Annotated in this window: 27 protein-coding genes and 3 pseudogenes; 29 read left to right on the forward strand and 1 reads right to left on the reverse strand. The window is 45.9% G+C overall.

The window, feature by feature from the left end; all coding sequences use genetic code 11:
• A pseudogene (locus tag OCV62_RS12400) lies at nt 1-492 on the reverse strand (AAA family ATPase); the annotation flags it as partial.
• 333 nt (nt 493-825) lie between these two features.
• Between OCV62_RS12400 and OCV62_RS12405 the strand changes: the two are divergent.
• From OCV62_RS12405 to OCV62_RS12545, 29 genes and pseudogenes are all read left to right on the forward strand, one after another.
• Nucleotides 826-1440 (forward strand): class I SAM-dependent methyltransferase, encoded by a 615-nt coding sequence (locus OCV62_RS12405; RefSeq protein ID WP_262587059.1) that lies wholly within the window; start codon nt 826-828, stop codon nt 1438-1440.
• A 4-nt stretch (nt 1441-1444) separates the two neighbouring features.
• Complete coding sequence (locus OCV62_RS12410) at nt 1445-2050, forward strand: class I SAM-dependent methyltransferase (RefSeq protein ID WP_262587061.1); 606 nt, start codon at nt 1445-1447, stop codon at nt 2048-2050.
• A 12-nt stretch (nt 2051-2062) separates the two neighbouring features.
• The gene (locus tag OCV62_RS12415) at nt 2063-2968 is read left to right on the forward strand and encodes an alpha/beta hydrolase (protein ID WP_262587063.1); all 906 of its coding nucleotides are present in this window, start codon (nt 2063-2065) and stop codon (nt 2966-2968) included.
• A gap of 44 nt (nt 2969-3012) precedes the next feature.
• Nucleotides 3013-3696, forward strand: coding sequence for a class I SAM-dependent methyltransferase (locus OCV62_RS12420; RefSeq protein WP_262587064.1), 684 nt, complete (start codon nt 3013-3015; stop codon nt 3694-3696).
• 46 nt (nt 3697-3742) lie between these two features.
• Nucleotides 3743-4078: an L-2-amino-thiazoline-4-carboxylic acid hydrolase gene (locus OCV62_RS12425; protein ID WP_262587066.1), complete on the forward strand. Its 336-nt coding sequence runs from the start codon at nt 3743-3745 to the stop codon at nt 4076-4078.
• Nucleotides 4078-4572, forward strand: a complete 495-nt coding sequence (locus OCV62_RS12430) for a hypothetical protein (protein ID WP_262587068.1) — start codon at nt 4078-4080, stop codon at nt 4570-4572. The genes OCV62_RS12425 and OCV62_RS12430 overlap by 1 nt, the downstream gene beginning before the upstream one ends.
• Before the next feature lie 10 nt (nt 4573-4582).
• The gene (locus tag OCV62_RS12435) at nt 4583-5356 is read left to right on the forward strand and encodes an alpha/beta fold hydrolase (protein ID WP_262587070.1); all 774 of its coding nucleotides are present in this window, start codon (nt 4583-4585) and stop codon (nt 5354-5356) included.
• A 9-nt stretch (nt 5357-5365) separates the two neighbouring features.
• On the forward strand, nt 5366-6208 hold the full coding sequence (locus OCV62_RS12440) for a class I SAM-dependent methyltransferase (protein WP_262587072.1): 843 nt from the start codon (nt 5366-5368) through the stop codon (nt 6206-6208).
• Nucleotides 6205-7131: a ketopantoate reductase family protein gene (locus tag OCV62_RS12445; protein ID WP_262587074.1), complete on the forward strand. Its 927-nt coding sequence runs from the start codon at nt 6205-6207 to the stop codon at nt 7129-7131. Before OCV62_RS12440 ends, OCV62_RS12445 begins: the two co-directional genes overlap by 4 nt.
• Nucleotides 7128-7760, forward strand: coding sequence for an L-2-amino-thiazoline-4-carboxylic acid hydrolase (locus OCV62_RS12450; RefSeq protein ID WP_262587075.1), 633 nt, complete (start codon nt 7128-7130; stop codon nt 7758-7760). The genes OCV62_RS12445 and OCV62_RS12450 overlap by 4 nt, the downstream gene beginning before the upstream one ends.
• 42 nt (nt 7761-7802) lie before the next feature.
• Nucleotides 7803-9569 carry an ABC transporter ATP-binding protein gene (locus tag OCV62_RS12455; protein WP_262587076.1) on the forward strand — a complete coding sequence of 589 codons (1767 nt, stop codon included), beginning with the start codon at nt 7803-7805 and terminating at the stop codon, nt 9567-9569.
• Nucleotides 9570-10383: 814 nt separating this feature from the next.
• The gene (locus OCV62_RS12460) at nt 10384-11235 is read left to right on the forward strand and encodes a MarR family transcriptional regulator (protein WP_262587078.1); all 852 of its coding nucleotides are present in this window, start codon (nt 10384-10386) and stop codon (nt 11233-11235) included.
• Complete coding sequence (locus tag OCV62_RS12465; RefSeq protein ID WP_262587079.1) at nt 11219-11407, forward strand: hypothetical protein; 189 nt, start codon at nt 11219-11221, stop codon at nt 11405-11407. The genes OCV62_RS12460 and OCV62_RS12465 overlap by 17 nt, the downstream gene beginning before the upstream one ends.
• On the forward strand, nt 11404-11670 hold the full coding sequence (locus OCV62_RS12470; protein ID WP_262587081.1) for a hypothetical protein: 267 nt from the start codon (nt 11404-11406) through the stop codon (nt 11668-11670). Before OCV62_RS12465 ends, OCV62_RS12470 begins: the two co-directional genes overlap by 4 nt.
• 304 nt (nt 11671-11974) lie before the next feature.
• Nucleotides 11975-12058, forward strand: coding sequence for a helix-turn-helix domain-containing protein (locus tag OCV62_RS18695; protein ID WP_416822294.1), 84 nt, complete (start codon nt 11975-11977; stop codon nt 12056-12058).
• Between the two features lie 207 nt (nt 12059-12265).
• A complete protein-coding gene (locus tag OCV62_RS12480; protein WP_019162604.1) occupies nt 12266-12955 on the forward strand; it encodes a response regulator transcription factor in 690 nt (229 codons plus the stop codon).
• Nucleotides 12952-13983, forward strand: a complete 1032-nt coding sequence (locus OCV62_RS12485; protein WP_173729264.1) for a sensor histidine kinase — start codon at nt 12952-12954, stop codon at nt 13981-13983. The genes OCV62_RS12480 and OCV62_RS12485 overlap by 4 nt, the downstream gene beginning before the upstream one ends.
• Nucleotides 13984-14134: 151 nt before the next feature.
• A pseudogene (locus tag OCV62_RS12490) lies at nt 14135-14269 on the forward strand (ABC transporter ATP-binding protein); the annotation flags it as partial.
• A gap of 326 nt (nt 14270-14595) precedes the next feature.
• Nucleotides 14596-14733 carry a hypothetical protein gene (locus OCV62_RS12495; RefSeq protein WP_155512674.1) on the forward strand — a complete coding sequence of 46 codons (138 nt, stop codon included), beginning with the start codon at nt 14596-14598 and terminating at the stop codon, nt 14731-14733.
• On the forward strand, nt 14723-15853 hold the full coding sequence (locus OCV62_RS12500) for a DUF6017 domain-containing protein (protein ID WP_262587085.1): 1131 nt from the start codon (nt 14723-14725) through the stop codon (nt 15851-15853). Before OCV62_RS12495 ends, OCV62_RS12500 begins: the two co-directional genes overlap by 11 nt.
• 33 nt (nt 15854-15886) lie before the next feature.
• A pseudogene (locus tag OCV62_RS18520) lies at nt 15887-16063 on the forward strand (helix-turn-helix transcriptional regulator); the annotation flags it as partial.
• The gene (locus OCV62_RS12510; RefSeq protein WP_025577432.1) at nt 16060-16602 is read left to right on the forward strand and encodes a hypothetical protein; all 543 of its coding nucleotides are present in this window, start codon (nt 16060-16062) and stop codon (nt 16600-16602) included. The pseudogene OCV62_RS18520 and the gene OCV62_RS12510, both read left to right, overlap by 4 nt.
• Before the next feature lie 33 nt (nt 16603-16635).
• The gene (locus OCV62_RS12515; protein ID WP_025577434.1) at nt 16636-17562 is read left to right on the forward strand and encodes a ParM/StbA family protein; all 927 of its coding nucleotides are present in this window, start codon (nt 16636-16638) and stop codon (nt 17560-17562) included.
• A 16-nt stretch (nt 17563-17578) separates the two neighbouring features.
• Nucleotides 17579-17995 (forward strand): hypothetical protein, encoded by a 417-nt coding sequence (locus OCV62_RS12520; RefSeq protein ID WP_025577436.1) that lies wholly within the window; start codon nt 17579-17581, stop codon nt 17993-17995.
• Nucleotides 17996-18008: 13 nt separating this feature from the next.
• On the forward strand, nt 18009-18161 hold the full coding sequence (locus OCV62_RS12525) for a hypothetical protein (protein WP_155512673.1): 153 nt from the start codon (nt 18009-18011) through the stop codon (nt 18159-18161).
• 130 nt (nt 18162-18291) lie between these two features.
• Nucleotides 18292-23730, forward strand: coding sequence for a SpaA isopeptide-forming pilin-related protein (locus tag OCV62_RS12530; protein WP_172677213.1), 5439 nt, complete (start codon nt 18292-18294; stop codon nt 23728-23730).
• Nucleotides 23731-23806: 76 nt separating this feature from the next.
• Nucleotides 23807-24115 (forward strand): hypothetical protein, encoded by a 309-nt coding sequence (locus OCV62_RS12535; protein WP_070098922.1) that lies wholly within the window; start codon nt 23807-23809, stop codon nt 24113-24115.
• A gap of 65 nt (nt 24116-24180) precedes the next feature.
• Nucleotides 24181-25236: a radical SAM protein gene (locus OCV62_RS12540; protein ID WP_044996183.1), complete on the forward strand. Its 1056-nt coding sequence runs from the start codon at nt 24181-24183 to the stop codon at nt 25234-25236.
• Nucleotides 25217-26278, forward strand: a complete 1062-nt coding sequence (locus OCV62_RS12545; protein ID WP_025577440.1) for a DUF3991 domain-containing protein — start codon at nt 25217-25219, stop codon at nt 26276-26278. Before OCV62_RS12540 ends, OCV62_RS12545 begins: the two co-directional genes overlap by 20 nt.

Consider the following 26278-nt stretch of genomic DNA (forward strand, 5'->3'; position numbering starts at 1 on the left):
CGGCTTGTCTACACGATACTGTGCCTCTTTGACAAAACGGACTTTGGAATTATTGCGAATAAATTCACTGCCGCTTTTCAGTAGATAAATCAGATTCCCTTCGTATTCTTTATCGTCCAATGCATCATCAAAGATAGAGCCTTTTTCCAAGCCATTCCACCGGGTACAGAACATACGGGAGTTATAAACCGTGTGCTGATCGGTCATGAGCTTTCCGGCATTGGTCAGGAGTCCATTTTTATCAGTCAAACCAAAGGAAACATAATCGGATGGCTCAAAGCGGAGACCGGTCCGTTCCAGATAGGTTGCTTCCAGAAGTGTAAAGCTGTAATGCTTTTTTACCGCGTCTGTTGTTAGGGTATCAAAGGACTGATTGGTTCCCTTTAAGATCAGTTCATTCACAATGTAATCAGGGGCAATTACGCTTTTATTTCCAACACGGATATATGCTTCCATCACGCCGTCTGCCTTGTAATAATATGGGGTGCTGCGGACGGTGGAATTGACTTTTGAAAGTTTCAAATGACAAAATAGAGATACTATACCATTGCAAAAAAGAAGTGAGCACGATATAATATGGATAAGAAGGCAAAAGTCACCGCAATGGTGTGAAAATAGATTTTGGCTGTTTCCATAAGGAGTAGATCGAGAGGCGTTATCCTCAGTGGCTGAAAATACAGATGTGTGATGCTTGCAGCAAGCTATTTGTATAAGCCGAAAGGCCGCAGAAATGCGGCTTTTCCTAAATACATGAGTTAGCCAAACCTAACTTGTCAATGTGCGCGTGCTGGTTAGATAAATCTAACCACAAAAGGAGAGAAAGCAATGCGAGAACACAAGAGTTTCTGGGACAGAAATGCAGGTCTGTATGACTGCTTTATGCGAAAAGACAGGGCAGTATACGAGAAAATGTATGAGCTGATCCGTCCGGTCGTGAAAGACAAAACAGTGCTGGAGGTGGCTGCCGGAACGGGACTGATCGCCAAGCACATCGTAAAAGCAGCGGCACACATCGAGGCGACGGATGCCTCTCCGGAAATGATTACAGAGGCCAAACGGGGGAATTACTCTGCGAAGCTGCGTTTTTCCGTGCAGGATATGTTTTCTCTGACATACGCGAGCAAATCATTCGATGTTGTAATCGTATCAAACGCACTGCACATTGTGCCTCAGCCAGAAAAATCATTGCGAGAGATCAAACGGGTGCTGAAGGATGACGGTGTGCTGATCGCGCCTACCTTTACGCACGCAGAAAACTCATTTCCCGGCAAGGTCAAAGCCTTTTTCATGAATCTGGCAGGCTTTCCTCTCCACAGCAAGTGGACGAGTGAAGAATACCTAAAATTTCTGCAACAGAATGATTGGACAGTGCGAAAAAGTGTTGTTCTAAAGGCCACTTTTCCGCTGACCTATACGGAATGTGTGAAATCGGAGGTGTGATAAGATGTCATTTTTTGAGAACACCAGAAAGCCTGTGGGGCTTGGCGGGAAAATCATGGTCGCCATGATGAACCTGGGGCACAGTCCTGTGGCACGGTGGGGACTTCGCTTTTTGGAGCTTACTCTGGACGCCAAGGTGCTGGACTGCGGCTGTGGCGGAGGGGCGAACATCAAGAGACTTCTGAAAAAATGCCCGGAGGGTATTGTCAAGGGCATTGACTATTCCCCCGTCAGTGTGGAGAAATCCAAAAAGGTCAACGAGGTCGCCATAGCGGAGGGCCGCTGTACCGTTCTGCAAGGCAGCGTGGCGAATATGATCTTTGCAGGCGACTGGTTCGATGCGGTAACGGCCTTTGAAACCGTCTATTTCTGGCCCGATCTGCCGCAGTGCTTCCGGGAGGTTTACCGGGTGCTGAAGCCTGGCGGGACATTACTCATCTGCAACGAAAGCAACGGCGATACGGACAAGGACAAGAAGTGGACGGAGATCATCGGCGGCATGACCATCTACAAGGACGCCGAGCTGAAGACGTATCTGGAGCAGGCGGGCTTTCACGATGTGCAGATACACAAAAAGAAAAGCTGGCTCTGCATTACGGCGTGGAAATGAGGGGGCTAAATCATGAGTATCTTTGCATCTATCTTACGCAGCGTATACAAGCTCTCCGGCGCGAAAAAGGCGTTCGCCTTGCCGGAGGATGCACTGCGAAAGGAAATTGAAAAGCAGAACCGGCATCGTGGCGTTTTTACGCCCACCGACCGCAAGGCATATTATGAAACGATCGCGGTAAACGGCTTTCCCTGCCTGATCGTGCGAGAGCATCCGAAGCCGTCCGAGCGCGCGATCCTCTACTTCTTCGGCGGCGGTATGGTGATCGGCCCCGATAAGGGCGACCTGCCTGTGATGCGCAAGCTCTGCCGCGAGACCGGCTGTGATGTGTGGTTTCCGTTTTACCCGCTCTGCATGGAGCACTGCATTACTGAAACATACGCAATGGTGTACGAATGTTATCGAAAAATGATTGCACTGTATGGCGGCGGAAATGTCAGTACCTGCGGCTTTTCCTCCGGCGGCGCGTTGGCGCTTGGCATTGCGGCACATAATAACGCGCAGCCTGAACCGCTGTCGCAGCCAAGGCACATTGTTGCCGTATCCCCCGGCGAGGTGCCGTGGAACGATGCGGAAATGGCGCGGATGCAGGCACTCAATGAAAGGGATGTCGCCATCGACTATGCTTTCATGGTGACGGTGGAGAAGCTCATGCGGCATGGCTGCGAGAATGTACCGGACTATATGCTCTCCGGCTCACGGGGAGATTTTACCGGCGTAGGCGATATTCACTTCTTCTATTCTGCTGACGAGGTGCTCTACGGCGCATTGCCGGACTTTGAGGAAGCCTGCAAACGCGCAAATGTCCCCTATACGGTGTCTGCCCGCCCGAAGATGGTGCATTGCTACTGTATGCTGCCGATCTTCAAGGAGGCAAAGGAGGACTTTGCAAAAATCGTGGACATTTTGAAGAAATGAGGCCGGAAACGGTCGTGTGATGATTGAAACATGGAGGAAAACCCATGGAACGCAAAGAGACCATTCGCGGTGCGTACCGAATGACCGGCGAGAATAATTTTTATGACGGCATGATCACCTGCTCTACTCTGAGTGGGAAAGCGGTGTGCCGCTTGGTGTGGGCAATGAACAAGGCGGAAAACGACGCCTATCTGGAAAAGGCACTGTCCGGGATTCCGGAGCATTTCTCCGGTAAGCTGCTTGAGGTGCCTGTCGGAACCGGTATTTTGACCATGCCGGTTTATCAGACTATGCCGGAGGCAGACATCACTTGCCTCGATTATTCGCCCGATATGATGAGGCAGGCACGGGAAAAGGCTGACCGCCTGCACCTGAAAAATGTAACCTTCCGGCAGGGCGATGTGGGGGCGCTTCCCTATGAAGACGATACTTTCGACATCGTTTTGTCGCTGAACGGCTTTCATGCTTTTCCGGACAAGGAAGCCGCTTATCGGGAGGTTTTCCGGGTCTTGAGACCCGGCGGGACATTCTGCGGCTGCTTTTATGTGATGGGCGAGCACAAGCGGACGGATTGGTTTGTCCGGCATGTTTATGAAAAGGCAGGTTTTTTCACACCGCCCTACGAAACGACCGTCAGTTTGAAAAAACGGCTGGGGAAACTGTACAAAGCCGTAACACTTGGAACAGTGAAGAGCATGGCATGGTTCGTCTGCCGAAAAGCGGGTTAAATCTGAGATGGCCTCATGCACGCAAGAAAGAACAAGGAGGAAGCTGATGTACAAGGCGTTTGTTCGTGCGAAAAGCGGCTGCGACAAATGGCACGATTACGAGATGTCGGTTGCGCCTTATGAAACCGACAAACCTATTTATTATGAATTTACAGCGTGCCCGGCAGCGGAGTTTGCTATCAAGCACGGTCTTACGGATATTATGCCCGCCCTGTGTAATGTGGACTTTGCGTCCATGGAACTGCTTCATGCCAAGCTGGTGCGGACGACCACCTGCGTGGACGGCTGCCGATGCGACTACACCATCTGCGGCGATAAAGACCCGTACTTGAAGGGACATCCCGAATACCGGGATGAGGCGGGCTTCAGGAGGAATCGGTAATGCTTTTACAGGTGATTTTGGAAGGCATCGGGCTGGGCGTTCTGCTCATTTTGGTTTGCGCCATCGGTATCCGCAAGGGCGCGGTGGGCATGGTGCATCTTTACAGCCAGGAGGTGCAGGAGCGGTGCGTAACGCTGGGACTTACAACACACGCGAAAATCAAGCGAAATGCTTTGATTTTCAAAGCTGTCTGCGTCCCCGGATACATCGCCTATGTGCTGGTCTGCGTCTATGCGCTCAACGGCGCAAAGGGCTTCGTTCAGGGCTTCTGGCAGCTGCTCGTCATCTTATCCGTTATGAATCTCATTGACCGCTTTTTGGTTGATGGCTACTGGGTGGGGCACACGAACGCATGGACGATTCCCGGAACAGAAGATCTGAAGCCCTACATTACAGCCAAGGATAAGGGCAAAAAGTGGCTGTTCGGCACAATTGGTATGGCGGTCATTTCGGCAGCACTGGCGGCGATTATGATGCTTTTTATGAAAATATGAGGTGATAGAAATGCTGTTTCAAACATATGGCGACAGGAGGAATCCTGCCGTGCTGTTCTTTCATGCAATGGGTGTGACAGGAGCGAGCAGCGAACCGATTGTGAGGTATTTGCAGGATCGATATTTCTGCATCTTGCCCACCTCCACCGTTTACTGCGAGGGGCAGAAATATGTCAGCAAGCTGGACGAAATACGGCAGGTGGAGGACTTTCTGCATCGACAGGACGTGGAGCGGCTGGCGATGGTGGTCGCTTCTTCCATCGGTGCAGACCTTGCCATGGCGTTTCTGACGCAGACGAAGCTGCCAGCAGAGCACGCTTTCTTTGACGGCGGGCAGTTCGCCCAAATCGGAAAGGGCACGCGCCGCGTTATGACGCCGTTTTTGTATTTCGCCATCGAGAGCCTGTATTGGTCAAAGGGCGGCACACTGAAAAAGATTTTGTGGTGTGACGATGACTCCATAAAGCCGTATTTTATAGCCGCAGGGAAAAATCTGACCTACACAAATTTGCGGCGGCAGATTTCGGACAGTCTGGAGGATAAACCCTTTCCGACGTTTTCAAAAGAATTGCAAAAACATACCTATTTCGAGTTTGGCAGTATAGAAGATCATTTCAAATACCGTCAGGCGGTGATGGAAGCCTACCCCTGCGGCCATTATCCCGTGTTTGAGGGATACAATCACATGCAATATCAGATTCGCGATCCAAAGGGGTTCGCCGAAATGCTGGCACACATCGCCGAGCGTGACTGTATGCCGGAACTACCATTTATCAGAAAGTGAGTGATACCCATGAAATACAAAATCGAGAAAAACACCGTGCAGGAGACGCTGATCCTCCCGCTGTATTCCCGAAAGCTGTGTTCGGAACTGTATCCGAACCTTTACCGGGATGAAACGGCGGTGCATCTGATCGACCAGATCGACTACGACTTTTCGGAGGCAGAGAAAAATTCCCGCAGCCTGATGCAGCGTTTCGGTGCGCTGGAGGTGGCCATGCGGCAGAATGACCTTGCTTTTGAGGTGCGGGATTATCTGAAATCTCACCCCAATGCGGCGGTGGTCAATCTGGGCTGCGGGCTGGATAACACCGGCAAAGCCTGCGACAACGGCAGCTGTAAAATCTACAATCTGGACTTCCCGGATGTGATCGCCTTGCGGCAGCAGCTTCTGCCCGCCGGGGAGCGAGAGCAAAACATCCCCTGCGACCTGAAAGACCCCGCATGGTTTGACAAGATCGATGCCTCCGGCGGGGCGGTGTTCTTTGCCTCCGGGGTGTTCTATTACTTCCTGACGGAGCAGGTTCGGGAACTGGTGCAGGGAATGGCGGACGCTTTCCCCGGCGGAGTGCTGGTCTTTGATGCTGCCAACCGTACGGCAGTGAAGATGATCGCCAAAACGTGGCTCAGGACGGCGAAAATTAAGGATGTCGGCGCATATTTTGCGGTTTCGGATGCGAAAAGCGAGCTTTCCCCATGGGACAGCCGTTTGCAAGTGTCCAGCCGGGGCTATATGCTGGGGTACAACGATTTGAAAGATCCTTCTGTCAGCGGCTTTTTTCGGTTTCTTGCAAGGGTCGGGGACAACGGGATGAAAATGCAGATCGTGAAGATCGGATTTGGAGGCAAGCTATGAAAATTCTGGTATATGGTGCAGGCGTTCTGGGGTGCAATCTGGCAAGAAATCTGCTGCGCGCCGGAAAGGATGTCACCCTGCTTGCGCGGGGAAACTGGGCAGCGGAGATCAAGCAGAACGGCCTGCGGATCAAGGATAAATTTTCGCCCCGCACCTCGGTCAGCCGTATTCCGGTGGTGACTGAACTTGCACCGGATGCAATGTACGATGTGATCTTTGTGGTTCTGCGTTATACGCAGCTGGATTCCGTTCTGTACACGCTGCGGGCGAATCGGACGAAGAACATCGTTTTTGTGGGGAACAATGTGCAGGCGAGGGCGTTGGCGGCGGCGCTGCCGGAAAAGAACGTCCTGTTTGCCTTTGCGCTTTCTGCCGGGCATCGGGAGGCTGACCGGGTGGTCTCCATCGACCTGAAGAAGATCACCATCGGGCAGCTGACGGGCGCAACCTCCAATAAACAGTTGATCGGGCGCATCTTCCACGGCACAAAATATAAGGTTGTTTACGAGCCGAACATGGAGGACTATCTGCTCTGCCATGCCGCGTTTGTGATGCCTGCGGCCTTCGCCTGCTATAAGACGGACGGCGACCTGAAAAAGCTCAGGGGAGATACCGCGTACCTGAACCGTGTGCTGGATGCAAACATCGAGGGATACCGCGCCATCCGAGATGCCGGGCACACCATTCTGCCCAAGGGGGATGCGGATTTTGAAGGGGAAAAGTACCGCAAGACCTGCCTGCGCTTTTTCAAGCTGATGTGCGCCACCTCGCTGGGCAAGCTCTGCGCCTCCGACCACGCCATGAACGCCATCGATGAAATGAGTGCGCTGAACCGGGATCTCAAGAAATTTTTCGATGAGAACGGCGCAGCCTACCCGGTGTGGCAGGTGCTGGAAGCGGAAGCCGGGAGGTATCTGCAATGAAATACGCTGGAATGCCCTTTGGAATGTGGGTGCTGTTTGCCGGTTCCTTTCAAAAGCAGCTGACCACTGTGCTGGGCTATGATGCAGCTACCGCAAAAGCCATCATGAAAAAGGCAAAGCCGCAATACCGGCAGATCATCCGCAGGCTGCCGGAGTTTGAAAAGGCCGACCGCTTCAAAATGAATCTGGTCAACTGTGCCATGACTGGCGCGTTCGTTCTTTCCATGCCGCAGCGCCCGGAGGTGGACAGGCTGACGGATTACTATGCAAGATCCATGATGACAAAGCCCATGCAGTGGTTCTGCCGCAAAAGCGGAAAAAGCAAGTTCACCGCAAAGGATATTGCCGCTATGAAAGCCACTGCCGCCCTGAAAGCCGCCGACCGCAACCCCTATTCGTGGAACATGGAGTTTTACGAATACCCTGACGGCAGCGGCTACGAGGGACGCTTTACAAAATGCGGCATCTGTGTGCTGATGAAGGAGCTGGGGCTGTATGACCTGACCCCTGCTTTGTGCCATCTGGACTACACCATGAGCGAAGCAGGCGGTGTGACCGAATTTGTGCGGCAGTACACCCTTGCCTCCGGCGGACCCTACTGCGACTGCGGGTACAAAAAGAAGGGGTGACGTTGCGATTTTTGCATAAAATTTTTTGAAGGAGGTTCTTTCGTGAAAAAACAGTCCGATCTTTCCCGACTGATGAGCTATGCCGGGAACTACCGAGCCTTTACCTACGCTTCATGGGTGCTGTCTGCGGTCAGTGCGCTGGTGGCACTGGTGCCCTTCGTATACATCTGGAAGATCCTGCGGGATGTGCTGAACGCCGCGCCGGACTATGCGCAGGCGGTGAACATCCCCCATTACGGCTGGATGGCAGTGCTATTCGCAGTGCTGTCCTACTTCATTTACATTGCGGCGCTGATGTGCTCCCATCTGTCAGCGTTCCGGGTAGCGACCAATCTGCGGCTGGCGGTGTCGGAGCATCTGGCGGTGCTGCCGCTGGGCTTTGCCGAAACTTTTGGCAGCGGCAAGCTGCGCAAGATCATCCACGAAAGCACCGGAGCCGCCGAGACCTATCTTGCCCACCAGCTGCCCGATCAGTATAACGCCATCGCAACCCCGGTGGGGCTGCTGGTTTTGCTGCTGGCATTCGACTGGCGGCTGGGGCTGCTGAGCCTTGCGCCGGTGGTGCTGGCGTTTCTCATCATGGCGACCATGACCGGCAAGCAGATGGCTGAAAAAATGCGGCAGTACGGGAACGCCTTGGAGGCCATGTCCAACGAGGCCGTGGAGTACGTCCGGGGCATCCCGGTGGTCAAGACCTTCGGGCAGTCGGTCTTTTCCTTCAAAAAGTTCAAGGCCACCATTGACGAATACGAAAAGTGGGTCATCTCCTACACCAAAGACCTGCGCCTGCCCATGATGTTCTACACCGCCGCCGTCAACGGCGTGTTCGCCTTTTTGATCGCGGGCGGGCTGCTGTTCACGGCACACGGTGTCACGCCGGAATTCCTGCTGAACCTGCTGTTCTATATCATCATTACGCCGGTGATCTCCCTGACTTTGACCCGCATGATGTACATGAGCGAGAGCAAGATGGTGGTAGCGGATGCGCTGGCACGCATCGACTCGGTGCTGGAGGCGGCGCCCATGCAGGTGCAGGCTGTTCCGCAGTACCCGAAGGATTCCTCTGTCACGTTGCGGGATGTGCATTTCAGCTACGACGGAAAAACCGAGGTCATCAAGGGCGTTTCGCTGGAGATTCAGCCGGGGCAGACCGTGGCTTTTGTAGGCTCCTCCGGCGGCGGCAAGACCACTGTTTCCCGGCTGGCGGCACGGTTCTGGGACTACCAGAAGGGCGGCATCACCGTGGGAGGCATGGAGGTTTCCCGAATCGACCCGGAAAAGCTCATGAGCCTTTATTCCATCGTGTTTCAGGATGTGACCCTGTTTGACAACACGATACTGGAAAACATTCGTCTGGGGCGCAAAGGTGCCACCGACGAGGAAGTCTTTGCGGCGGCAAAGCTGGCAAACTGTGAGGAATTTGCCGAAAAGCTGCCGGACAAGTGGAACACCAACATCGGTGAGAACGGCTGTGCCCTTTCCGGCGGCGAGCGTCAGCGCATTTCCATCGCCCGTGCTTTTCTGAAGGATGCGCCTATCATTCTGCTGGACGAAGCCACAGCCAGTTTGGATGTGGAGAACGAAACAGCCATTCAGGAAGCACTGTCACGACTTATCATGGATAAAACGGTTCTCATTATTGCTCACCGAATGCGCACTGTTTCCAGTGCAGATAAGATTGTGGTGCTCAAAGATGGAGCAGTAGCAGAACAGGGATCGCCTGCACAGTTGCTGCATAAGGGCGGCATTTTTGCCCACATGGTACAGCTCCAGACTAAGAGCCAAGGCTGGTCGTTGGTTAAGGCATAACAGAGAAGGAAAGCGAAACGGTCTGAGCCCTGTGTACAGCACGGGATACAGATATGCTGGATTTGAACCTGCCAAAGAATAGTTATGTGTTTTTATGTAAACATCTGGAGGAAGGCATATATCAAGTTCCTGCTGTTTTTGCATCGGATGTACTGAAATGAAATACAGACTCTTTACGCTGTGCGGTCGAGAATGATGTGTTTGACTCGCTTCCGCAGGATTCGCTTTTGAACGAGTTGGAAATGGGGGATTAGGTGCAATATAGCTGCTGACGGCGTAGAATCTTGGTGGCTAACTTGGTGGATATCTTGATGGGTGTCATCCTCTAAGTTATCATGGGTTGTGTCATAGGACTTATCATTGGCTGTGCCCATGATAGAGTGATCATGAGTGATTTGCTGATCGAACTGTCCTGTATGCAGGATTGGCCTGGAGCACAGGAGACTGTGCAGGAAATCCTGAAAGGGGACGAGTAGAAAAAAGAGCAGCTGCATGAGCAGGAAGTGCAGAAGGAAGAAGAAAATAGACAGAGCAGTTGATGATGGAATGTCCGGTGCAGTGTGGGTGTAATGCTCATGTTGCATCGGTTTTTTTGTAAAAATAATTTTTAATAATGTTGATTTTTAACTGCTCTTAACTCAAATATTGCATCTTAACTTAAAAAGAGTTATAATACAGAAAAAGAGTTAAGATTGCAGGTGATGACATGGAATATCTCGATAAAGTTCTGGGAGTCAAGGTTACCTATGATGATGTGGAGTTTAAGCATTTGCCCAATTTTATAGCCACAAGGTACCGTTTAAGGATGGTGTCAATGATTGAACAGAAGATGATTTTTCTTTATCCTAAGACAGAACTGGAGCAGATTGAAGTACTGAAAAAACATATTGCTCGGATACAGAAAAATGAGAACTTGCCTGTTGTGCTGGTGCTAAAAGAACTTAGCTTTCGCCAGAAAGAATATTTGATTCGTGAGAAGATTCCATTTATTGTAGATGGAAAGCAAATTTATTTGCCTTTTATGGCAGTGTATTTGCAGGAACGGTGCAGCGCTGAAAAAAAGACAAGGGAAGAAATACTTCCATCGGCGCAGATGCTTCTACTGCATTTCATTTATGGAGGCGCACAGGAACTATCTACAAGTCAAGCTGCGAAGGACTTGGAACTGACACCTACTTCTATATCAAGGGCATCAAGACAGCTTGAAGAAATGGGATTGCTGCATATCAGAAAAGTCGGTGTGCAGAGGATCATGCAATCTGAGGATTCTCCGAAAACACTGTTCCAAAAGGCAGGAGATAAGTTGCTGAATCCAATAAAACGAACGGTTTATATTCCGAAAGAATTGGTGGGAACAGAGCTGTTGGAAAGTGGATATTCGGCGTTGGCAGAGTATTCCATGCTGAACACACCGAATGTCAGATGTTATGCGGCAGAAAGAATCTCTCAATGGAAAGATGTTATGTCCAATAGCTTGCAGAATTCGCAGGTGCAAGTGGCCGTAGAGATGTGGAGATACAATCCACGAAAATTGTCCACGCGAAATGCTGTAGATGAACTTTCACTGGCATTGGCATTGAGAGAAGATGCAGATGAACGGGTTGAAGAAGCAGTAGAAGAAATGTTGAATGAGCTGTGGAGGAAGATAGATGGTTACAGGAATTGATAGCTTTAAGGAATGGTTCAAGGGCAGTGAAGAACAATATGCTATCATTGGTGGAACTGGGTGTGACATTCTGATGACGGAGGAGGGACTGGACTTCCGTGCAACAAAAGTTCAGGTGTGCCGCAGTTTTATCGGTTTAGTCACTCAATTACAAATCAGTATCCTGCAATGATTGAACTTTTCACGCGAAAGCTGGATACCATCCAACTTCCAGAAGATGCAGTGCTAACACCGTTACCGATGGACGAAGATATTTCGAGTCTGTCTGCTATTCTTTTGGGCGATGATTACTATGAGTTTTTGAAGCAGGGGAAAGTCACCGTTGATGGAGTGACTGTCTTGGATGCGGCATATTTGATTCCGTTTAAGGCAAAAGCGTGGATGGATTTGACAGATCGTAAGGCCGCAGGAGAACACGTTGATATAGATATTTGAACAGACAAGGGCGTGTCAGCAAGGATTATCTTCTGATGGGCAAGCAATCCAAGTAAAGAGAAAAATGTGTCCACCAATTTTGACAACATCAAATTTACTTGACGATAGATTTGTAAATGGGATAAATGCTTGATTTTAGCGGACGCACCATAATGGTGACATAAGTTATTGAGGTGTTGCTTGAAGTTGTTCTAGTAATTTGTGATACTGAGGTTACATCTGCAGATGAACTAATTATGAAAGGAGTAGATTTAATATGGTCGAATTTGGCGAACAACTAAGAAGAGCGAGAGAAGAAAAGGGAATGACCCAACAGTCTCTTGCCGAGCAATTATATGTAACCAGACAGGCAGTATCAAGGTGGGAATGTGGAGTTTCCCATAGTTAAAGATACCACACCAAATATGATGAACCCACGCTTATACACTACCAGCTATAATAAGCCGTAAGGACAGCAATTTGACACTGCTGTCCTTTCTTTTATAAAATTGCAGTACACAGAAAAAAGCTGTAAAAGAAAAATATATTTGTCCTTGTAACAATTCTCGGACATTTGCCTGTTATACTATCTGCAAAAAGAAAAGGAAGTGACAATATGAAGCAGATTTTAATTGTCGAAGACGATAATCTTTTGAATAAAACGCTTACTTATAATTTGGAACTGGACGGTTACACAATAACTTCTGTTCTGAATGCAAGGACAGCCGCTGAATCATTAAAAACAAACATTTTTGATTTGGTATTGCTGGATATAAATTTACCAGACGGAAATGGTTATGACCTATGCCGTCTTATCAAGCCAGAGCATCCTGATACAGTAGTTATATTTCTAACTGCCAACGATCAGGAAAGCGATCAGATACGAGGATATGAAGCTGGTGCAGTGGATTATATCACGAAACCTTTTTCGATTAGTGCTTTGCAGCGAAAGATCAAAGCCATGTTCGCTATGTTGGAACATCACAAACCAGCTAAGGATATTTACGAGGATGGTAGCCTGTTTCTGGATTTTTCGGAACAATTTGCAAGTTTGAACGGGAAACCATTAGCGCTTTCTGCGATGGAATATAAAATGCTGAACCTATTTCTTAAAAATCCGAAGCAGGTACTTACCCGCCAACAACTTTTGGAAAGACTGTGGGACATTGATGAAAAATATGTAGATGAACATACCCTTACTACTTCTATCAGCCGCATTCGCAGTAAGATTGAAGCGGATGGCGACACATATATCAAAACGGTTTACGGTATGGGTTATCAATGGACAGGAGGCGAAAAGAAATGAAACTGAATAACCTTTCTGCTAAGAAAATTTGTAGACTGATTAGTACTGGCATGGTTTTCTCTATGCTGGTAATTACTGGTATTTTCGGCGGTATAATGCAGGATACACGAATTTTCATAGCGGGTGGAACATTGACACTCTGTGCATTTTTCTGGATTTGGCTATTGGTGCTGTTTTTTGGAAAACGCCTTTCTCATTTTACTTCTAATTTGTGCCGGACGCTGGACAACATGATTGATGGAAACGAGGAATTACAAAAGTCAAATGATAGTGAAACTCTTTTTGCCCGTATCAACCACCGCTTAATCCGGTTGTATGAGATTATGCAGAAAAACCGACACAAGGTAGACATGGAACGACAGGAGCTTCAAATGCTGATTTCTGATATTTCGCATCAAGTAAAAACGCCTGTCAGCAATTTGCAAATGGTAACGGACACACTTTTAACAAAGCCTGTTTCAGAAGAAGAACGGATGGACTTTTTACAAGGCATACGTAGTCAGACTGATAAACTGGATTTTCTGTTCCAAGCACTGGTTAAAACGTCCCGGTTGGAAACCGGAGCAATACGATTAGAAAAGAAAGACAGCAGCTTATTCCATACGCTTGCACAAGCCATGAGCAGTATTGTATATGCCGCAGAGAAAAAAGAAATTGCTGTATCCGTGGATTGCCCGGAAAATTTGATAATCTCCCATGACAGCAAGTGGACAAGCGAAGCCCTTTTCAATCTGCTGGACAATGCAGTAAAATACACTCCGTCAGGTGGAAAGATTTCTGTATCAGTGGTTCAGTGGGAAATGTACGTAGAGGTCAAAGTGACCGACACCGGCAAGGGCATTTCAGAAAGCAATCAGGCTGCCATCTTCCGGCGCTTCTATCGTGAGGAAGAAGTACACGATCAACAGGGTGTGGGAATAGGTTTGTATTTGGCTCGTGAGATTGTAACAAGGCAAGGGGGCTATATCAAGGTTGTTTCAGAGCTGAGGCAAGGCTCAGAATTTTCTATTATGCTTCCTGTAAGGTAAGATATAACCACTTTTTTTGAAATGTCCGAGCGTTGTAACATTTCACTCTGATTTTCGATAAAAATTTTTTCTATCTCGGACATTTGTGTAACATTTGTGGTTTACAATGGCTTTATCAACAGATAGAAAGCCTTGAAAGGAGCATTTGAATATGAGCATTTTACAAACAATCGACTTAAAGAAGTATTACGGCACAGAACCAAATATTACTCGTGCCCTTAATGGTGTAAATTTTACTGTGGAACAGGGAGAATTTGTTGCCGTAGTTGGAACTTCCGGCAGCGGTGATTATGTTAAAATAAGACTAAGTTAGCAGATTCCTTATAAAATAAGGGCTCACGCCAATTTAGTCTTTTTTCTATTATACCATAAAAGGTAGAAAATTCATAGACCGGGAATGAATTTTTCATAGTAAAAATCAAATGGCAGGGGCTCTTAAAGATAGAAACCTATTGCTACTGGTCCTGTCAAAATTATATCCATTCTCACAGGCGGTCAAGTTTGTGAAAAACCATTCGGTTACAATATATTGAAAAAAATATGTTAAGGACTAGGTTAGTTAAAAGATTCTGTTAGCTGGCTTAGTCCTTTTTTTCTTGGGAGGACAGAGCAATGATAAAGGTGATTATGATTGTTGGAATAATTTTTTTCCTCGTTTCGTTGTATGCGTGTCTGGTGGCAGGCAAAAGAGCAGATGAAGAAATAAGTGCTTTATTTGAAAAAGAAAAGAAGCAGGGGAGTGAGGAATAAACGTATGAATGGAGGTATTTATAGCACTGGAAATGAAATTGTAGATGAAAATGCAAAACTGAATATATCTGGAAATATCATTCCGCAGGTGTGGTATCGGACAATCATCAGAGAAAGTGGAAAGCCAAATCTAACAGCTATTATTATACTGGCAGATATTGTGTACTGGTATAAGCCTACAGAAATCAGAGATGAAGGAACCGGACAGGTCATTGGGGTAAGAAAGAAATTTAAGTCAGACCTTCTTCAGAGAAGTTACCAGCAGATCAGCGAACAGTTTGGGATTTCCAAAAAAGAAGCGACAAATGCAGTGGTATTTTTAGAGAAGCTGGGTGTGGTAAAACGGGTATTTAGAACCATTTCCATGAATGGGATTGTTGTAAATAATGTTCTGTATCTGGAATTGATCGTAGACCGGTTAAAAGAATTGACTTATCCAGAAGAAACAGGAGCAGATCCGGTTTCCTTTGAAAAAAGAAGAGAGAAATCCAAAGCAGAGAAAATCAGTTCCCATACAGCCATAGAGGAAGAGATACATTTTGTAGAAGAGAGGGCTGTCCCTTTCCAAAGGAAGAGGGTGTCACCATTCAAAGAGGGAGCATACCCCGACAGGGAAACAGAGCCCTGGATACCCAAAGAGGTACCTCAGACTGATAGCGGGCAGACAAATACAGAGATTACTACAAAGACTACAGCAGAAAGTACCCAAAAGAATACAACAGAAATAGGGAATGGGTATAGAGATAATCCTATCTTATCCTATCAGGCAGCAGAAGAACAGTTCAAAGATCAGATTGATTATGATGCGATATGGATAGACAGACCTTTTGACAGAAAACTGCTCAATGAGATTGTAGGGCTTGCAGTAGATGTTTTGACGTCCAATGCAAAGACCATAAGGGTAAATCAGGAAGAACGACCTCTTGGCATTGTACAGGGAATGTATAAAAAGCTGGATAAGTTTACCGTAGAGTATGTGATAGACTCAATTAAGCAGTGTACAAGGAAAGCCAATAATATCCGGGCAGTGCTGCTTACCGCTTTATACAATGCCACATTGACAGCAAACAGCTATATATCCAATCTGTTTGCTTATCAGGAAGCTATCCCTCAGACGTAAGGAGCGTGATAGAAAGTAACAAAATTAAGAAAATTCAGGACAGCTCATGGATATACACAGAGAGAACTTGCGGCTGTCTTGGGTATCAGTCTTCGGACGTATCAGAGGATTGAATACGGACAGCAAAAGCCAAATGTCTATGTAGTTGTCCTGCTTCAGCGGCTATTTCAAAAAGATATTAGTGAGATTATGGAGGAATATACAGAATGAGGGAAGAAAGGTTTCGTATTCAGTGCCCCAAACATTTTCTGGTTGGAGATTCAGAGCATTTTGAAAAATCTTCACAGGAAAAGGATTCGGATTTTGTAGTAGATTATGCTCCACCGGAAATATTTGAAGCCGGGATTGTTTTACAGGAGATGGGGACGGAAGGAGAGACCTATTGCACAATGTATGTCTATTTTGCCCCAGAGGAACACATGCCGGTTTATATGGACAGCATGAAATACGACTTACAAAAAGTATCCATTCGGAAAATCTTTGTTGATACCGAAGAATATCTCATAAAAGTAAATGAGAAGACAAAAAAGTTTTGTGCAGGTGAGGACGGTTGTTGGGGTTCCTATACAGAACTTTACCGGAGAGAGAACGGGGAACGTCAGACGGATGCAGTGATTGTTTTTCTGTGTATGCCAGATGAAATGAAGTTTCAGGAAATGGAAGCGGTGATGGGGGAACTGTTTGACAAACTTCCTGTGATAAACAAAGAAAAGAAAGAAGCAGGTCAAGAACCAAAGAGAACAAGATAAAATACAAACTATAACTTTCAGGAGGATAAGAACGTGGAAACTAAAATGATTATTGGAATTGATCATGGAAACCGTAACATGAAAACTGCAAATACTGTATTTTCAGCAGCAATCCAGCCTTTGCAGGCAAGGCCGGACAGCCTGGAACACATTCTGGAATACCAGAACCAGTTTTATTATGTGGGTGGGAAAGTACCGGAAAAGGAATGCGTAGATAAGACAGAGAATGAAAACTATTATCTTCTTACCCTTGCAGCACTGGCGCAGGAAATGCGCTGCCGGGGACTGACAGACGCTTCCGTAAAAATGGGAGCTGCCCTGCCACCCAGAAGATTTCAGCAGCAGAAAGAAAATTTTAAGAAATATCTGTTAAAGACAAAGGAACTGCATTTCCGCTATGAAGGAGTACATTATCATGTGTCTTTGGAAAATGTGTTTGTTTTTATGCAGGGGCATGTGGTGATCCATACGCTTTTAGAAGCGGTTCCCGGTTATTGCCTTTTAGTAGATATTGGTGGAGGGACTACCGACCTGGTAGAGTTTGTTGACGGAATGCCGGACGGGAAGTATTCGATTTCGGATAAGGCAGCTTTGTATTGTATCGGAAAAGTCAATGAGGAAGCCATTGCAAAAACAGGGGCAGGGGTACCGGCATACATTACAGAAGCATTTATGAGGACAGGAAGCTATGACTGCCCGAAGCAGTATCAGGAAGTGATTATAAACTGTTTGAAATCCTATGCAGAGGAAATTTATGGTATCATACAGGCAAATCATTATAATCTGGACCTGACCAAAATGGTATTCATGGGAGGTGGTTCTTCCATTGTGGAGCATTTTGGAGCTAATGAGGGAAAAGATGTACAGTTTGTGACGGATATACATGCCAATGCAAGGGGCTGTGAAGAAGCAGTGAAAAGTATTATCCGGGCAAAACAGAGGAAAATGCGGACGGCATGATAGGAAGTGAATGCTTATGGATACGGAAAAAGTATATACTACTTCACTGCGGCTGTATAAAAACAGGCCGGTACATCATCAGGCATACCGATATCTGAAGGAGTATAACAAAGATATTTTCAAGACGAAAGACGATTTCATAGCAGAAGCAATCGTTTATTTTGCAAAATACCTGCAGCAGGAAGAAGATGTACAGCAGATGAAACTATTAAATACCCTTCTGGAGAACCAGAAAGAACAATTTTGTAAAATCGTAAAAGAAGCGGTTTCAAAGGCACAGGAAGAAGCCTTTGAGAAGCGGGGTGTGCTGGAAAAGACCGTTCAGGGAGAACTTTCTGACGGTGGAACGATAGCAGAGAACAGGGAAAAGGAAGAAGCCTGTATGGAAAAAGATTTACGGTTTGCGGAATTTTATGGGGCATTTGAAGAATAAGGAGGAAAAAGATATGGCAGTAGGAAGAAGTGTATGGGAAGTTGTAAAAGGGATTTTCATTGCAGTGGGGAAACTGCTGTATCTGACAGGGAAACTGGTGATATGTTTGTTTCTGCTGGTTCTGCAGCTTGTTTTGGCAGTGTTCCATGCAGGAAGCAGGGAATAGAAAGGGGATTGACGGGTGCATTGGATACGGGACAGACCGTATACAAAAGATAGAAAAAAGAAGATAGAAAATGGAAAGCAGGCTTGTGTGGCCTGCTTTTTTTGACGAAAAAATGAAAAGGAGCAAAGCTATGATGAAAGGAAAAAAGAAAAGGCTGCTGGCTGGGACGCTGGCACTTCTTCTTAGTTGTTCTACGTTACTCAATACAGGGATCACCGCACTGGCTTCTGAACAGTCTGAGGAACATGCACAGATACAGGAAGTAAAACAGGAGGAGGCTGCTTCAGAAACATTACCGGAGTTGGAAGAGGTAAAGGAGCAACTAACAGAAGAAGAACTGGTGTATGCAGAGGATCTTACCATAAAAGCAGGAGAGTCCTTTGACCTGGAAACAGATTACAGGGGTTTTCAGAAAAATGATGAAAAAGTAAAGGTAACGTTTCTGAAAGCAGAAGGGGACTCCGGCAATTCTTTTGATTTCAATACCCCAGGTTCTTACCAGGCATTTTATCGTGTTGATCCGTTAAGCGGAAACCCTTCCTATCAGATTATGAGAAGAATTGTGGTAGAAGCAAGGGAAAACAGTACACAGGAACCCCAGGGAGAAGTAAGCCAGCATACCGAAGATGGCTCCGGTGAGGACGGTGAGGCGGACCCTGACCCGGAGATACCGGAGGTACTGACGGAAGAACCGGAAATGCCAGATGCAGGGGCAGAGTTGATTGATCTGACACCAAAAGAGGATAAGGGAATGTTCTTATCGGTTGTTCCGGCAGCAATGGAGCAGCAAAAAGGAAGCAATGTACATCTGGTACAGGGAGAGAAAATCCCATACCCTTCTAACGTGGGGAACTATTCTACTTCCTATTTCACCGTAAATGGCCATGTGGCATATTGTCTGGAGTCTATGAAGGCTTCCCCGCCGACCTCGGATTATGTAGCCAATGAATTTGAAAGCAACCCGGAATTACAGAAAGTCCTTTATTATGGATATGGCGGTCCCGGGGACATTACTGGGGAGTATATGCCCTCTTTTGACTGGAAGACAAAGTATATTTTTACGCATTTAGCTGCCGCTTATTCTTATTGTGGCATGGACGGTTTTTATGGCTGTACCTTTGAAGATATTAAGGCAAGCGGTGTGTGGGGATATATCCAGCATATTTACAGCCTGGAAGCACCTCCGACAGCAGCAATCACGTTGTCCCCAAAGGAAGCAAAGGGTTATGAAAGTGGAAAGGAACAGCGTACCGGAGAATTTACTTTAAAAGGTGACCATAGAAACTATATTACTTTAAAAATGCCAGAGAATGTGACTTATCACAGTGGAAGTACAAAACAGACAGGAACCGTAAAGATCAATGGAAATACCACATTCTATTTCAGTGCTCCCAAAACTGTAACTGGTACATGGAACAGTGGTAAGCTGAAAGGACAAATGGGAACTCAGTGGAAGACCTTAGTATTGTCTACGGGTTCTGGTTCTCAGGATATTGGGTATGGGGCATTTTTTGAAGAAGAAAGTGCTTCTGTGGAATTTACGGTGAAGTGGCTAGACCTGGCAAGGGTAAAGGTAACAAAAAAAGATAAGAACAGTAAAGTAAATCTGTCCGGCGCTGTTTTTGGTATTTATTCAGACAGTGCATGTAAAAACCTTCTTGTACAGATGCCGGCCACAGACAGCAATGGTACTTCTGAGGTGGAACTTCCGAAAACCCAGGATACGGTATATTTAAAAGAAATTTCTGTTCCAGAAGGATATAAGCTGAATACAGAGTCTTTTAACGTGAAGCTGGAAACAGGAAAAACAACTTCTGTTGCAGTGACGAATGAGGAACAGAAAGGAAAAATCACAATCCGTAAAAAAGGTGAGGTTCTGACCGGAGTAACCGGAGAAGAGGGAAACCTGACTTTTGTATATGGAAATGCGGACTTTGCAGGGGCAGAATATAACATTTATGCGGCAGAGGATATTTACAGCCAGGATAAAGTGACGAAGGTGCATAAAGCAGGGGATTTGGTAGAAAGTCTGACAACAGGGGAAGATGGAAGCGCTGTTTCCAAAGAATTGTATCTTGGAAAATATAAGGTTGTAGAACAGAAAGCACCGGAAAATCTGGTGATTGGGAAAACAGAACAGGAACGTACCCAGTTTGTAACCTTGTCCTATGCAGGACAGAATGTAGAGCTATCCCAGGGGGAAACCGTTTTTACCAATGCAAGACCGGAGATTTCCGTAAATGTAGTGAAAAAATCGAAACATGATGATGTTACCCTGGAAGGTGCGACGTTTGGCTTGTATGTAGAAGAAGACCTGACAGCAGCAGACGGAAAGGTCCTTGTAGAAAAAGGAAGCCTGGTGGAACGTGCTGTTTCCGACAGGGAAGGAATGGCTGTGTTCCATGCAGATATTCCTTTGAATTTCCATTACAGTGTAAAGGAAATCCAGGCACCGGATAAGTACTATATGACAGATGAGGTGTATCGTTTCTTCTATGAATATAAAGACGACAGCACCTACACATATACTTTTTCCCATGATTTTAAAAATGAGGAAGTACGGGGAGAAGTTCATGTAAGTAAGATTGACCAGGATTCCCAGGGATTTATTTCCCAGGGTGACGCAACCTTAGTAGGGGCAAAATACGGATTATATGCTGCACAAGATATTGAACACCCAAATAAGAAAGATGGGATTGTCCATAAAAAAGGGGAACTTGTAGCGCAGGGTACGATTTCCAGTGAAGGAACCGTAGATTTCAAAAACCTGTATCTTGGAAATTATTTCGTAAAAGAAATAGAGCCGGCAGAAGGGTATCTGTTAGATGAAACAGAGTATCCCGTAGAGGTTTCGTATGAGGGACAGGAAGTACAGATTGTACACCGGGAGGTGACTGTAAAGGAAACTGTAAAGAAACAGGCCTTTCAGCTTATCAAGATCTCAGAAGACGGGGAGCAGACAGAAACAGAACTGGTAGAAGGAGCTGGATTTAAGGTATTCCTCATCAGTGAGCTGTCTGGTGTAAAAGACGGAAGTTTGAAGCCGGGAAATGGTTCTTATTATACCCCGGAAGATTTTATCACCTATGATTACAGCAAAGACGAAACAGCTTCTTATTGGGAGAATGGTAAAAAGATTACGGTACCAGAGCTGTTTACGGATAAGAAAGGATATTTAAAGAGTCCAGAACTTCCTTATGGAACCTATGTGGTGTTTGAGTCTACGGTTCCGGAAAATTTAAAAGGGATTCGTCCATTTATTGTACAGATTTCGGAAGACAGCCGGGAACCCCAGGTATGGCGTGTGTTTGATGACCGTCCTTTGCAGTATTACTTCAAGATTGTGAAAAAAGATGCCCAGACGCAGAAGCCGGTGCTGGATAACAGTGCAGCTTATAAGATTTATGATGTGGAAGCAGAAAAATATGTGGAAATGATCGTAAGATATCCAAAAAAAGAAGTGGTATCTGTGTTCAGGACCAACGAAGAGGGATACCTGATTACACCGGAGCAGTTAAAATGTGGCACTTACCGGATTGAAGAAGTGGAAGCACCGGAAAATTATGTACAGGTAGGATTTGAAAATGTCCTCTTAAAAGACGGGAAGGAAGTTCCGCTGAATGAAGTTGCAGACGGGGGAGCTTACCAGGAGGCAAAGAAAGCGCCGATCACCATTACCGTAGATTCTGATACCGTACACCAGGTAGAGGAGGAAACTGGTAAATTTATTGTTGTCATTGAACAGTATAATGATGAAGCAGTAGGAAGTCTTACAATCCATAAAAAAGGAGAAAAACTTTCTGGTGCTTCTAAAGTAGAAGAAAAGTTCCTGACAAAGATGAAAAACGGTGTAGCAGGTTTCGTAAATCAGGTAAGCAGTTTCTTCACTGGGGAAGAGGTCATGGAAAAAGAGAAAGGTTATGAATTTGACTATGAAGAGGGAAATATGGAAGGTGCAGAATTTGCCATTCATGCAAAGGAAACCATTTATACCCCGGACGGACAGAAAGACGAAGCAGGAAACCGCATTGTAAAATATGAAAAAGATGCCCTGGTAGCTCGTATGGTGACAGATAAAGAAGGAAAGGCAGTCCTGAATAATCTTCCTATCGGAAAATACTATGTAGTGGAAGAAAAAGCAGGTCAGAACTGCGTGCTTGACTCGGAAGCAAAAGAATTTGAAATTGCATATAAGGGACAGGAAGTAGCAGTGGATTATGTAACAATGGAACTTACCAATCAGCGACAGAAAGTTTCCCTGAGTCTTCTGAAGAAAGACGCAGAAACCGGAAAACCGCTGGAAGGAGTGGTATTCGGGCTGTATGCGCAGGAGGATATCAAAAATGCTGCCGGGGAAGTAGTTGTAGAAAAAGATGCCCTGATTGAACTGGGAACAACAGATGAAGAGGGCAAGCTGGTATTTCAGGCAGATCTTCCTCATGGAAAATACTATATTCAGGAAGTAGAGCATAAGCCGGGATACCTGCCAAATGATGAGGTGTATTCCTTTGATGCGTCTTATACAGACCAGACCCTTGAACTGCTCGCTTTTTCAGAAGAAATTTCTAATCAGCCTACCATTACGGAATTTACAAAAGTAGATTTAACCGGTGGACAGGAAATTGAAGGTGCAAAAATGCAGATTTTAGATCAGGACGGAAAGGTGGTAGAAGAGTGGGTATCTAAGAAAGAACCCCATGTAGTCTATGCACTGGAACCAGGAGAATATGTACTGCATGAAGAGCAAGCGCCTACGGAACAGGGATATGTCCGGGCAGAAGATGTGAAATTTGTTGTGGAAGAAACAGGGGACATACAAAAAGTGAAAATGGAGGACGACCATACCAAAGTTTCAATTTCCAAAACAGATATTACAGATGGAAAAGAAATTGAGGGAGCGAAGCTGCAGATTCTGGATCAGGACGGGGAAGTGGTAGAGTCCTGGACCACAGGAGAGGAACACCTGATTGAGTACCTTCCGATAGGTACTTATACTCTGCATGAAGAAGCGGCAGTTGACGGATATATTGTGGCCAATGACGTGGAGTTTACAGTAGAAGAAACGGGAGAAATCCAGAAAGTAAAGATGGAAGATGAGCGTGCTATGGGACAACTGGTTATCGTAAAAACGGATGCAGACAGCAAAGCGGCTCTGGAAGGAGTAGAATTTGTTCTGCTGGAAAAGGAAACCGGAAAAGAAGTAGGACGTTTGAAGACTGGAAAAGATGGAAAAGCAGTTTCAGAACTACTTCCAATTGGAACTTATGAAAATGGTGTTTTCAAAGAACCGATCACCTATGTGCTGAAAGAAACTGCCACCTTAAAGGGATATGAGAAGACGGAAGAAGAGTGGGAAATCGTATTTACCTATCAGAATGATAAAACACCAGTCATTGAAGTGGTAAAAGAGATCCAGAATAAAAAAATACCAGAAACACCAGGTACCGTAAAACCAGGACCAAAAACGGGTGATGATACAAACTGGTTCCTGCCTTTGCTGGCTCTTGGTGTAAGTGCAGGTATGGTAGCAGGCCTACTTTATTACAGAAAAAGACATAAAAAGGCATAGAAAATAAAAATCAGTTTTTAAACTTGGGAAAGGGCGGCTGCGGCTGTCCTTTCTTTGGCAATATGAGGTGAGAAGCATGGAAGAGAAAAAAAGAATACGGTTTATTGACAGCCATTATCATACCCTGTTCAGCATAGCAGACGGGGACTCCATAGAGATTGTATATCCAGATGGAAAAAGGGAAGAACGGGTTTGTACCTATATTGATGAATACCACACACAGGTAGGGGCAAGGGTGTTCCATATTTGTGAATTTGCAGAAATCATGGAAGCAAATGGAAAATCATATTGCCCGGCAGAATGCAAGGAAAAGGAAGAAAGAAAAGAGGCAGTCAAAGGGGAGAAGAAAACCGGAACTATCCGTATGGAAAGGAGCAGGCGTTGAGGATAGGGATTATAGATGCAGATCTTTTATACCGGAAAAGACACCGGTTTCCTAACTTGGCATGTATGAAACTTTCCGCTTATTGGAAGGAGCAGGGATTTGAAACAGAGCTTCTTTTGGATTACAGCCAGGCAGGGGAATATGACCGGCTCTATGTATCAAAAGTGTTTACGGATACCTTTGTGCCGGAACATATTTTGACGAGGGAAACAACCGTTTATGGAGGGACTGGATTTTTTTACGATAAAGCACCGGTACTTCCAGAAGCGATTGAACACCATACACCGGACTATCATTTGTATGACCAGATGGTAAAAGAACATAGCGAAGGAGAGAAAAAGAAGAAAGAGTTCCAATTTTATACGGAGTATTCCATTGGTTTCCTCACCAGGGGGTGTTTTCGGAAGTGCAGTTTCTGTGTAAACAAAAACAGCACCGGTGCAGCACCAGCAAGCCCATTGGAAGAATTTTATGACCCGTCCAGAAAGAAGTTATGCTTTTTGGACGATAACTTTTTTGCCTGTGCAGGGTGGGAAAAAATCTTTTCCAGTGTCCTGGAAACAGGCAGGCGGTTTCAATTCCGGCAGGGGCTGGATCTGAGGATTATGCAGAAAAGGCAGATGGAACTTCTGGCATCTGGAAAATTGGATAATGGTATGATTTTTGCCTTTGACCATATCAAAGATCAGGAACTTATTGTAAGAAAATTGGAACTTTTGCGGGAAGTGATCCCAGTTTCTTACCAGAAAATTAAGCTGTATGTACTGTGCGGTTATGACTGGGAAGGGACCTGGAAAGCAGATTTTTGGGCAAAGGATATTCGGGACGTTTTCATACGGATTGAGATTTTGATGCGGTATAAGTGCCTGGCTTATCTGATGCGCTATGCAGCATGGGAACAGGCACCGGAGGTTTATAAGGGAATGTATATCAACCTAAGTCGTTGGTGTAACCAGCCGGCCCAGTATTCGAAAAAGAGCCTACGGGAATTTTGTACCGGACAGGGAGAGTATAGTTCCTGTTTCCGCTACCTGACTGCTTTTGAAGCTCTGCACCCGGAAATGGCACATTATCTGGATATGAAATATGAAGAGGTGCAGTATGGGAAAATTTACGGCTGAAGAAATTCAGATTGCAAAGGCAGTGGATTTAGTGGATTTGGCGGAGCAGATAGGGATTCCATTGAAAAGGAAAGGCAGGTTCTATCAGGCAGTGGGTATGGACTCTGTGATGATCTTCAACCGGTCTTCCTGGTGCCGGTTTAGCCAAGGGGTAGGTGGCAGCACCATTGACTTTCTGGAATATTTCAGAAACATGGATTTTGTGGAGGCAGTCAAATATCTGCTGGAGTTTGCCGGATATATCCGTACTGAAACCATGCAAAAATTTCAACCGGAAAGACAGACTGAAAAAATAGAAGAAACAAAACAGAGAAAAGACATACCGAAAGAACCTTTTGTACTTCCTTCAAAATCAGAAACCAGCCGCCGGTTATATGGCTATCTGATAAAACAGCGGAAGCTGTCAAAGCAGATGATTGATTTTTGGGTAAAAAAGGGGATTTTGTATGAGAGCGGAACGTACCATAACCTGGTTTTTGTGGGAAAAGATACGGAAGGTATCCCACGTTTTGCCAGCCAGAGGGGAACCCTGGATAAATATGGAAAACCCTTTAAAGGAGATGTTACGGGGAATGACAAAACTTATGGGGTTAATCTGGTAGACCAAAACAGTGATACGCTCTATGTATATGAGGCGGCCATTGATGCCATGTCCGATATGGAACTGCGGGAAGACTATCAGAACAATATCCTGGTACTTGGAATGCTTTCCGATGGTCCTTTGGAAAAGTTCTTAAAAGATTATCCTCATATCAGGAAGATACAGTTCTGTTTGGATAATGACCTGCCGGGAAGACAAGCGGCAAAAAAATTGGCAAGAAAATATACCCTTATGGAGTATGAGGTTTTTGTACGTCTTCCACCTATGGGAAAAGACTATAATGCTTTTTTGCAGTATAAAAAGGAAAACCAAGAGCTTTCCAGCCTGGTAGAAAAGGAAAGGCCGCTTCTTACTGAAACAAAAGGGACAAACATACAAAAGATAGAAAAAATGGTAGGACACAGGAACATAGTACCATACCAGATAGCACAGGCAAGATAG

The organism is Gallintestinimicrobium propionicum (assembly GCF_025567525.1).
GTDB lineage: Bacteria > Bacillota > Clostridia > Lachnospirales > Lachnospiraceae > Gallintestinimicrobium > Gallintestinimicrobium propionicum.

Bases quoted from the DNA above. Each gene is read 5' to 3' on its own strand.
- OCV62_RS18695 (WP_416822294.1), top strand. From the start codon at position 11,975: ATGACCCAACAGTCTCTTGCCGAGCAATTATATGTAACCAGACAGGCA.
- OCV62_RS12510 (WP_025577432.1), top strand. From the start codon at position 16,060: ATGAGGGAAGAAAGGTTTCGTATTCAGTGCCCCAAACATTTTCTGGTT.
- OCV62_RS12415 (WP_262587063.1), top strand. From the start codon at position 2,063: ATGAGTATCTTTGCATCTATCTTACGCAGCGTATACAAGCTCTCCGGC.
- OCV62_RS12540 (WP_044996183.1), top strand. From the start codon at position 24,181: ATGAAACTTTCCGCTTATTGGAAGGAGCAGGGATTTGAAACAGAGCTT.
- OCV62_RS12440 (WP_262587072.1), top strand. From the start codon at position 5,366: ATGAAATACAAAATCGAGAAAAACACCGTGCAGGAGACGCTGATCCTC.
- OCV62_RS12495 (WP_155512674.1), top strand. From the start codon at position 14,596: ATGATAAAGGTGATTATGATTGTTGGAATAATTTTTTTCCTCGTTTCG.
- OCV62_RS12435 (WP_262587070.1), top strand. From the start codon at position 4,583: ATGCTGTTTCAAACATATGGCGACAGGAGGAATCCTGCCGTGCTGTTC.
- OCV62_RS12430 (WP_262587068.1), top strand. From the start codon at position 4,078: ATGCTTTTACAGGTGATTTTGGAAGGCATCGGGCTGGGCGTTCTGCTC.
- OCV62_RS12545 (WP_025577440.1), top strand. From the start codon at position 25,217: ATGGGAAAATTTACGGCTGAAGAAATTCAGATTGCAAAGGCAGTGGAT.
- OCV62_RS12535 (WP_070098922.1), top strand. From the start codon at position 23,807: ATGGAAGAGAAAAAAAGAATACGGTTTATTGACAGCCATTATCATACC.
- OCV62_RS12445 (WP_262587074.1), top strand. From the start codon at position 6,205: ATGAAAATTCTGGTATATGGTGCAGGCGTTCTGGGGTGCAATCTGGCA.
- OCV62_RS12465 (WP_262587079.1), top strand. From the start codon at position 11,219: ATGGTTACAGGAATTGATAGCTTTAAGGAATGGTTCAAGGGCAGTGAA.
- OCV62_RS12405 (WP_262587059.1), top strand. From the start codon at position 826: ATGCGAGAACACAAGAGTTTCTGGGACAGAAATGCAGGTCTGTATGAC.
- OCV62_RS12420 (WP_262587064.1), top strand. From the start codon at position 3,013: ATGGAACGCAAAGAGACCATTCGCGGTGCGTACCGAATGACCGGCGAG.
- OCV62_RS12485 (WP_173729264.1), top strand. From the start codon at position 12,952: ATGAAACTGAATAACCTTTCTGCTAAGAAAATTTGTAGACTGATTAGT.
- OCV62_RS12470 (WP_262587081.1), top strand. From the start codon at position 11,404: ATGATTGAACTTTTCACGCGAAAGCTGGATACCATCCAACTTCCAGAA.
- OCV62_RS12520 (WP_025577436.1), top strand. From the start codon at position 17,579: ATGGATACGGAAAAAGTATATACTACTTCACTGCGGCTGTATAAAAAC.
- OCV62_RS12410 (WP_262587061.1), top strand. From the start codon at position 1,445: ATGTCATTTTTTGAGAACACCAGAAAGCCTGTGGGGCTTGGCGGGAAA.
- OCV62_RS12450 (WP_262587075.1), top strand. From the start codon at position 7,128: ATGAAATACGCTGGAATGCCCTTTGGAATGTGGGTGCTGTTTGCCGGT.
- OCV62_RS12460 (WP_262587078.1), top strand. From the start codon at position 10,384: ATGATTGAACAGAAGATGATTTTTCTTTATCCTAAGACAGAACTGGAG.
- OCV62_RS12525 (WP_155512673.1), top strand. From the start codon at position 18,009: ATGGCAGTAGGAAGAAGTGTATGGGAAGTTGTAAAAGGGATTTTCATT.
- OCV62_RS12530 (WP_172677213.1), top strand. From the start codon at position 18,292: ATGATGAAAGGAAAAAAGAAAAGGCTGCTGGCTGGGACGCTGGCACTT.
- OCV62_RS12480 (WP_019162604.1), top strand. From the start codon at position 12,266: ATGAAGCAGATTTTAATTGTCGAAGACGATAATCTTTTGAATAAAACG.
- OCV62_RS12425 (WP_262587066.1), top strand. From the start codon at position 3,743: ATGTACAAGGCGTTTGTTCGTGCGAAAAGCGGCTGCGACAAATGGCAC.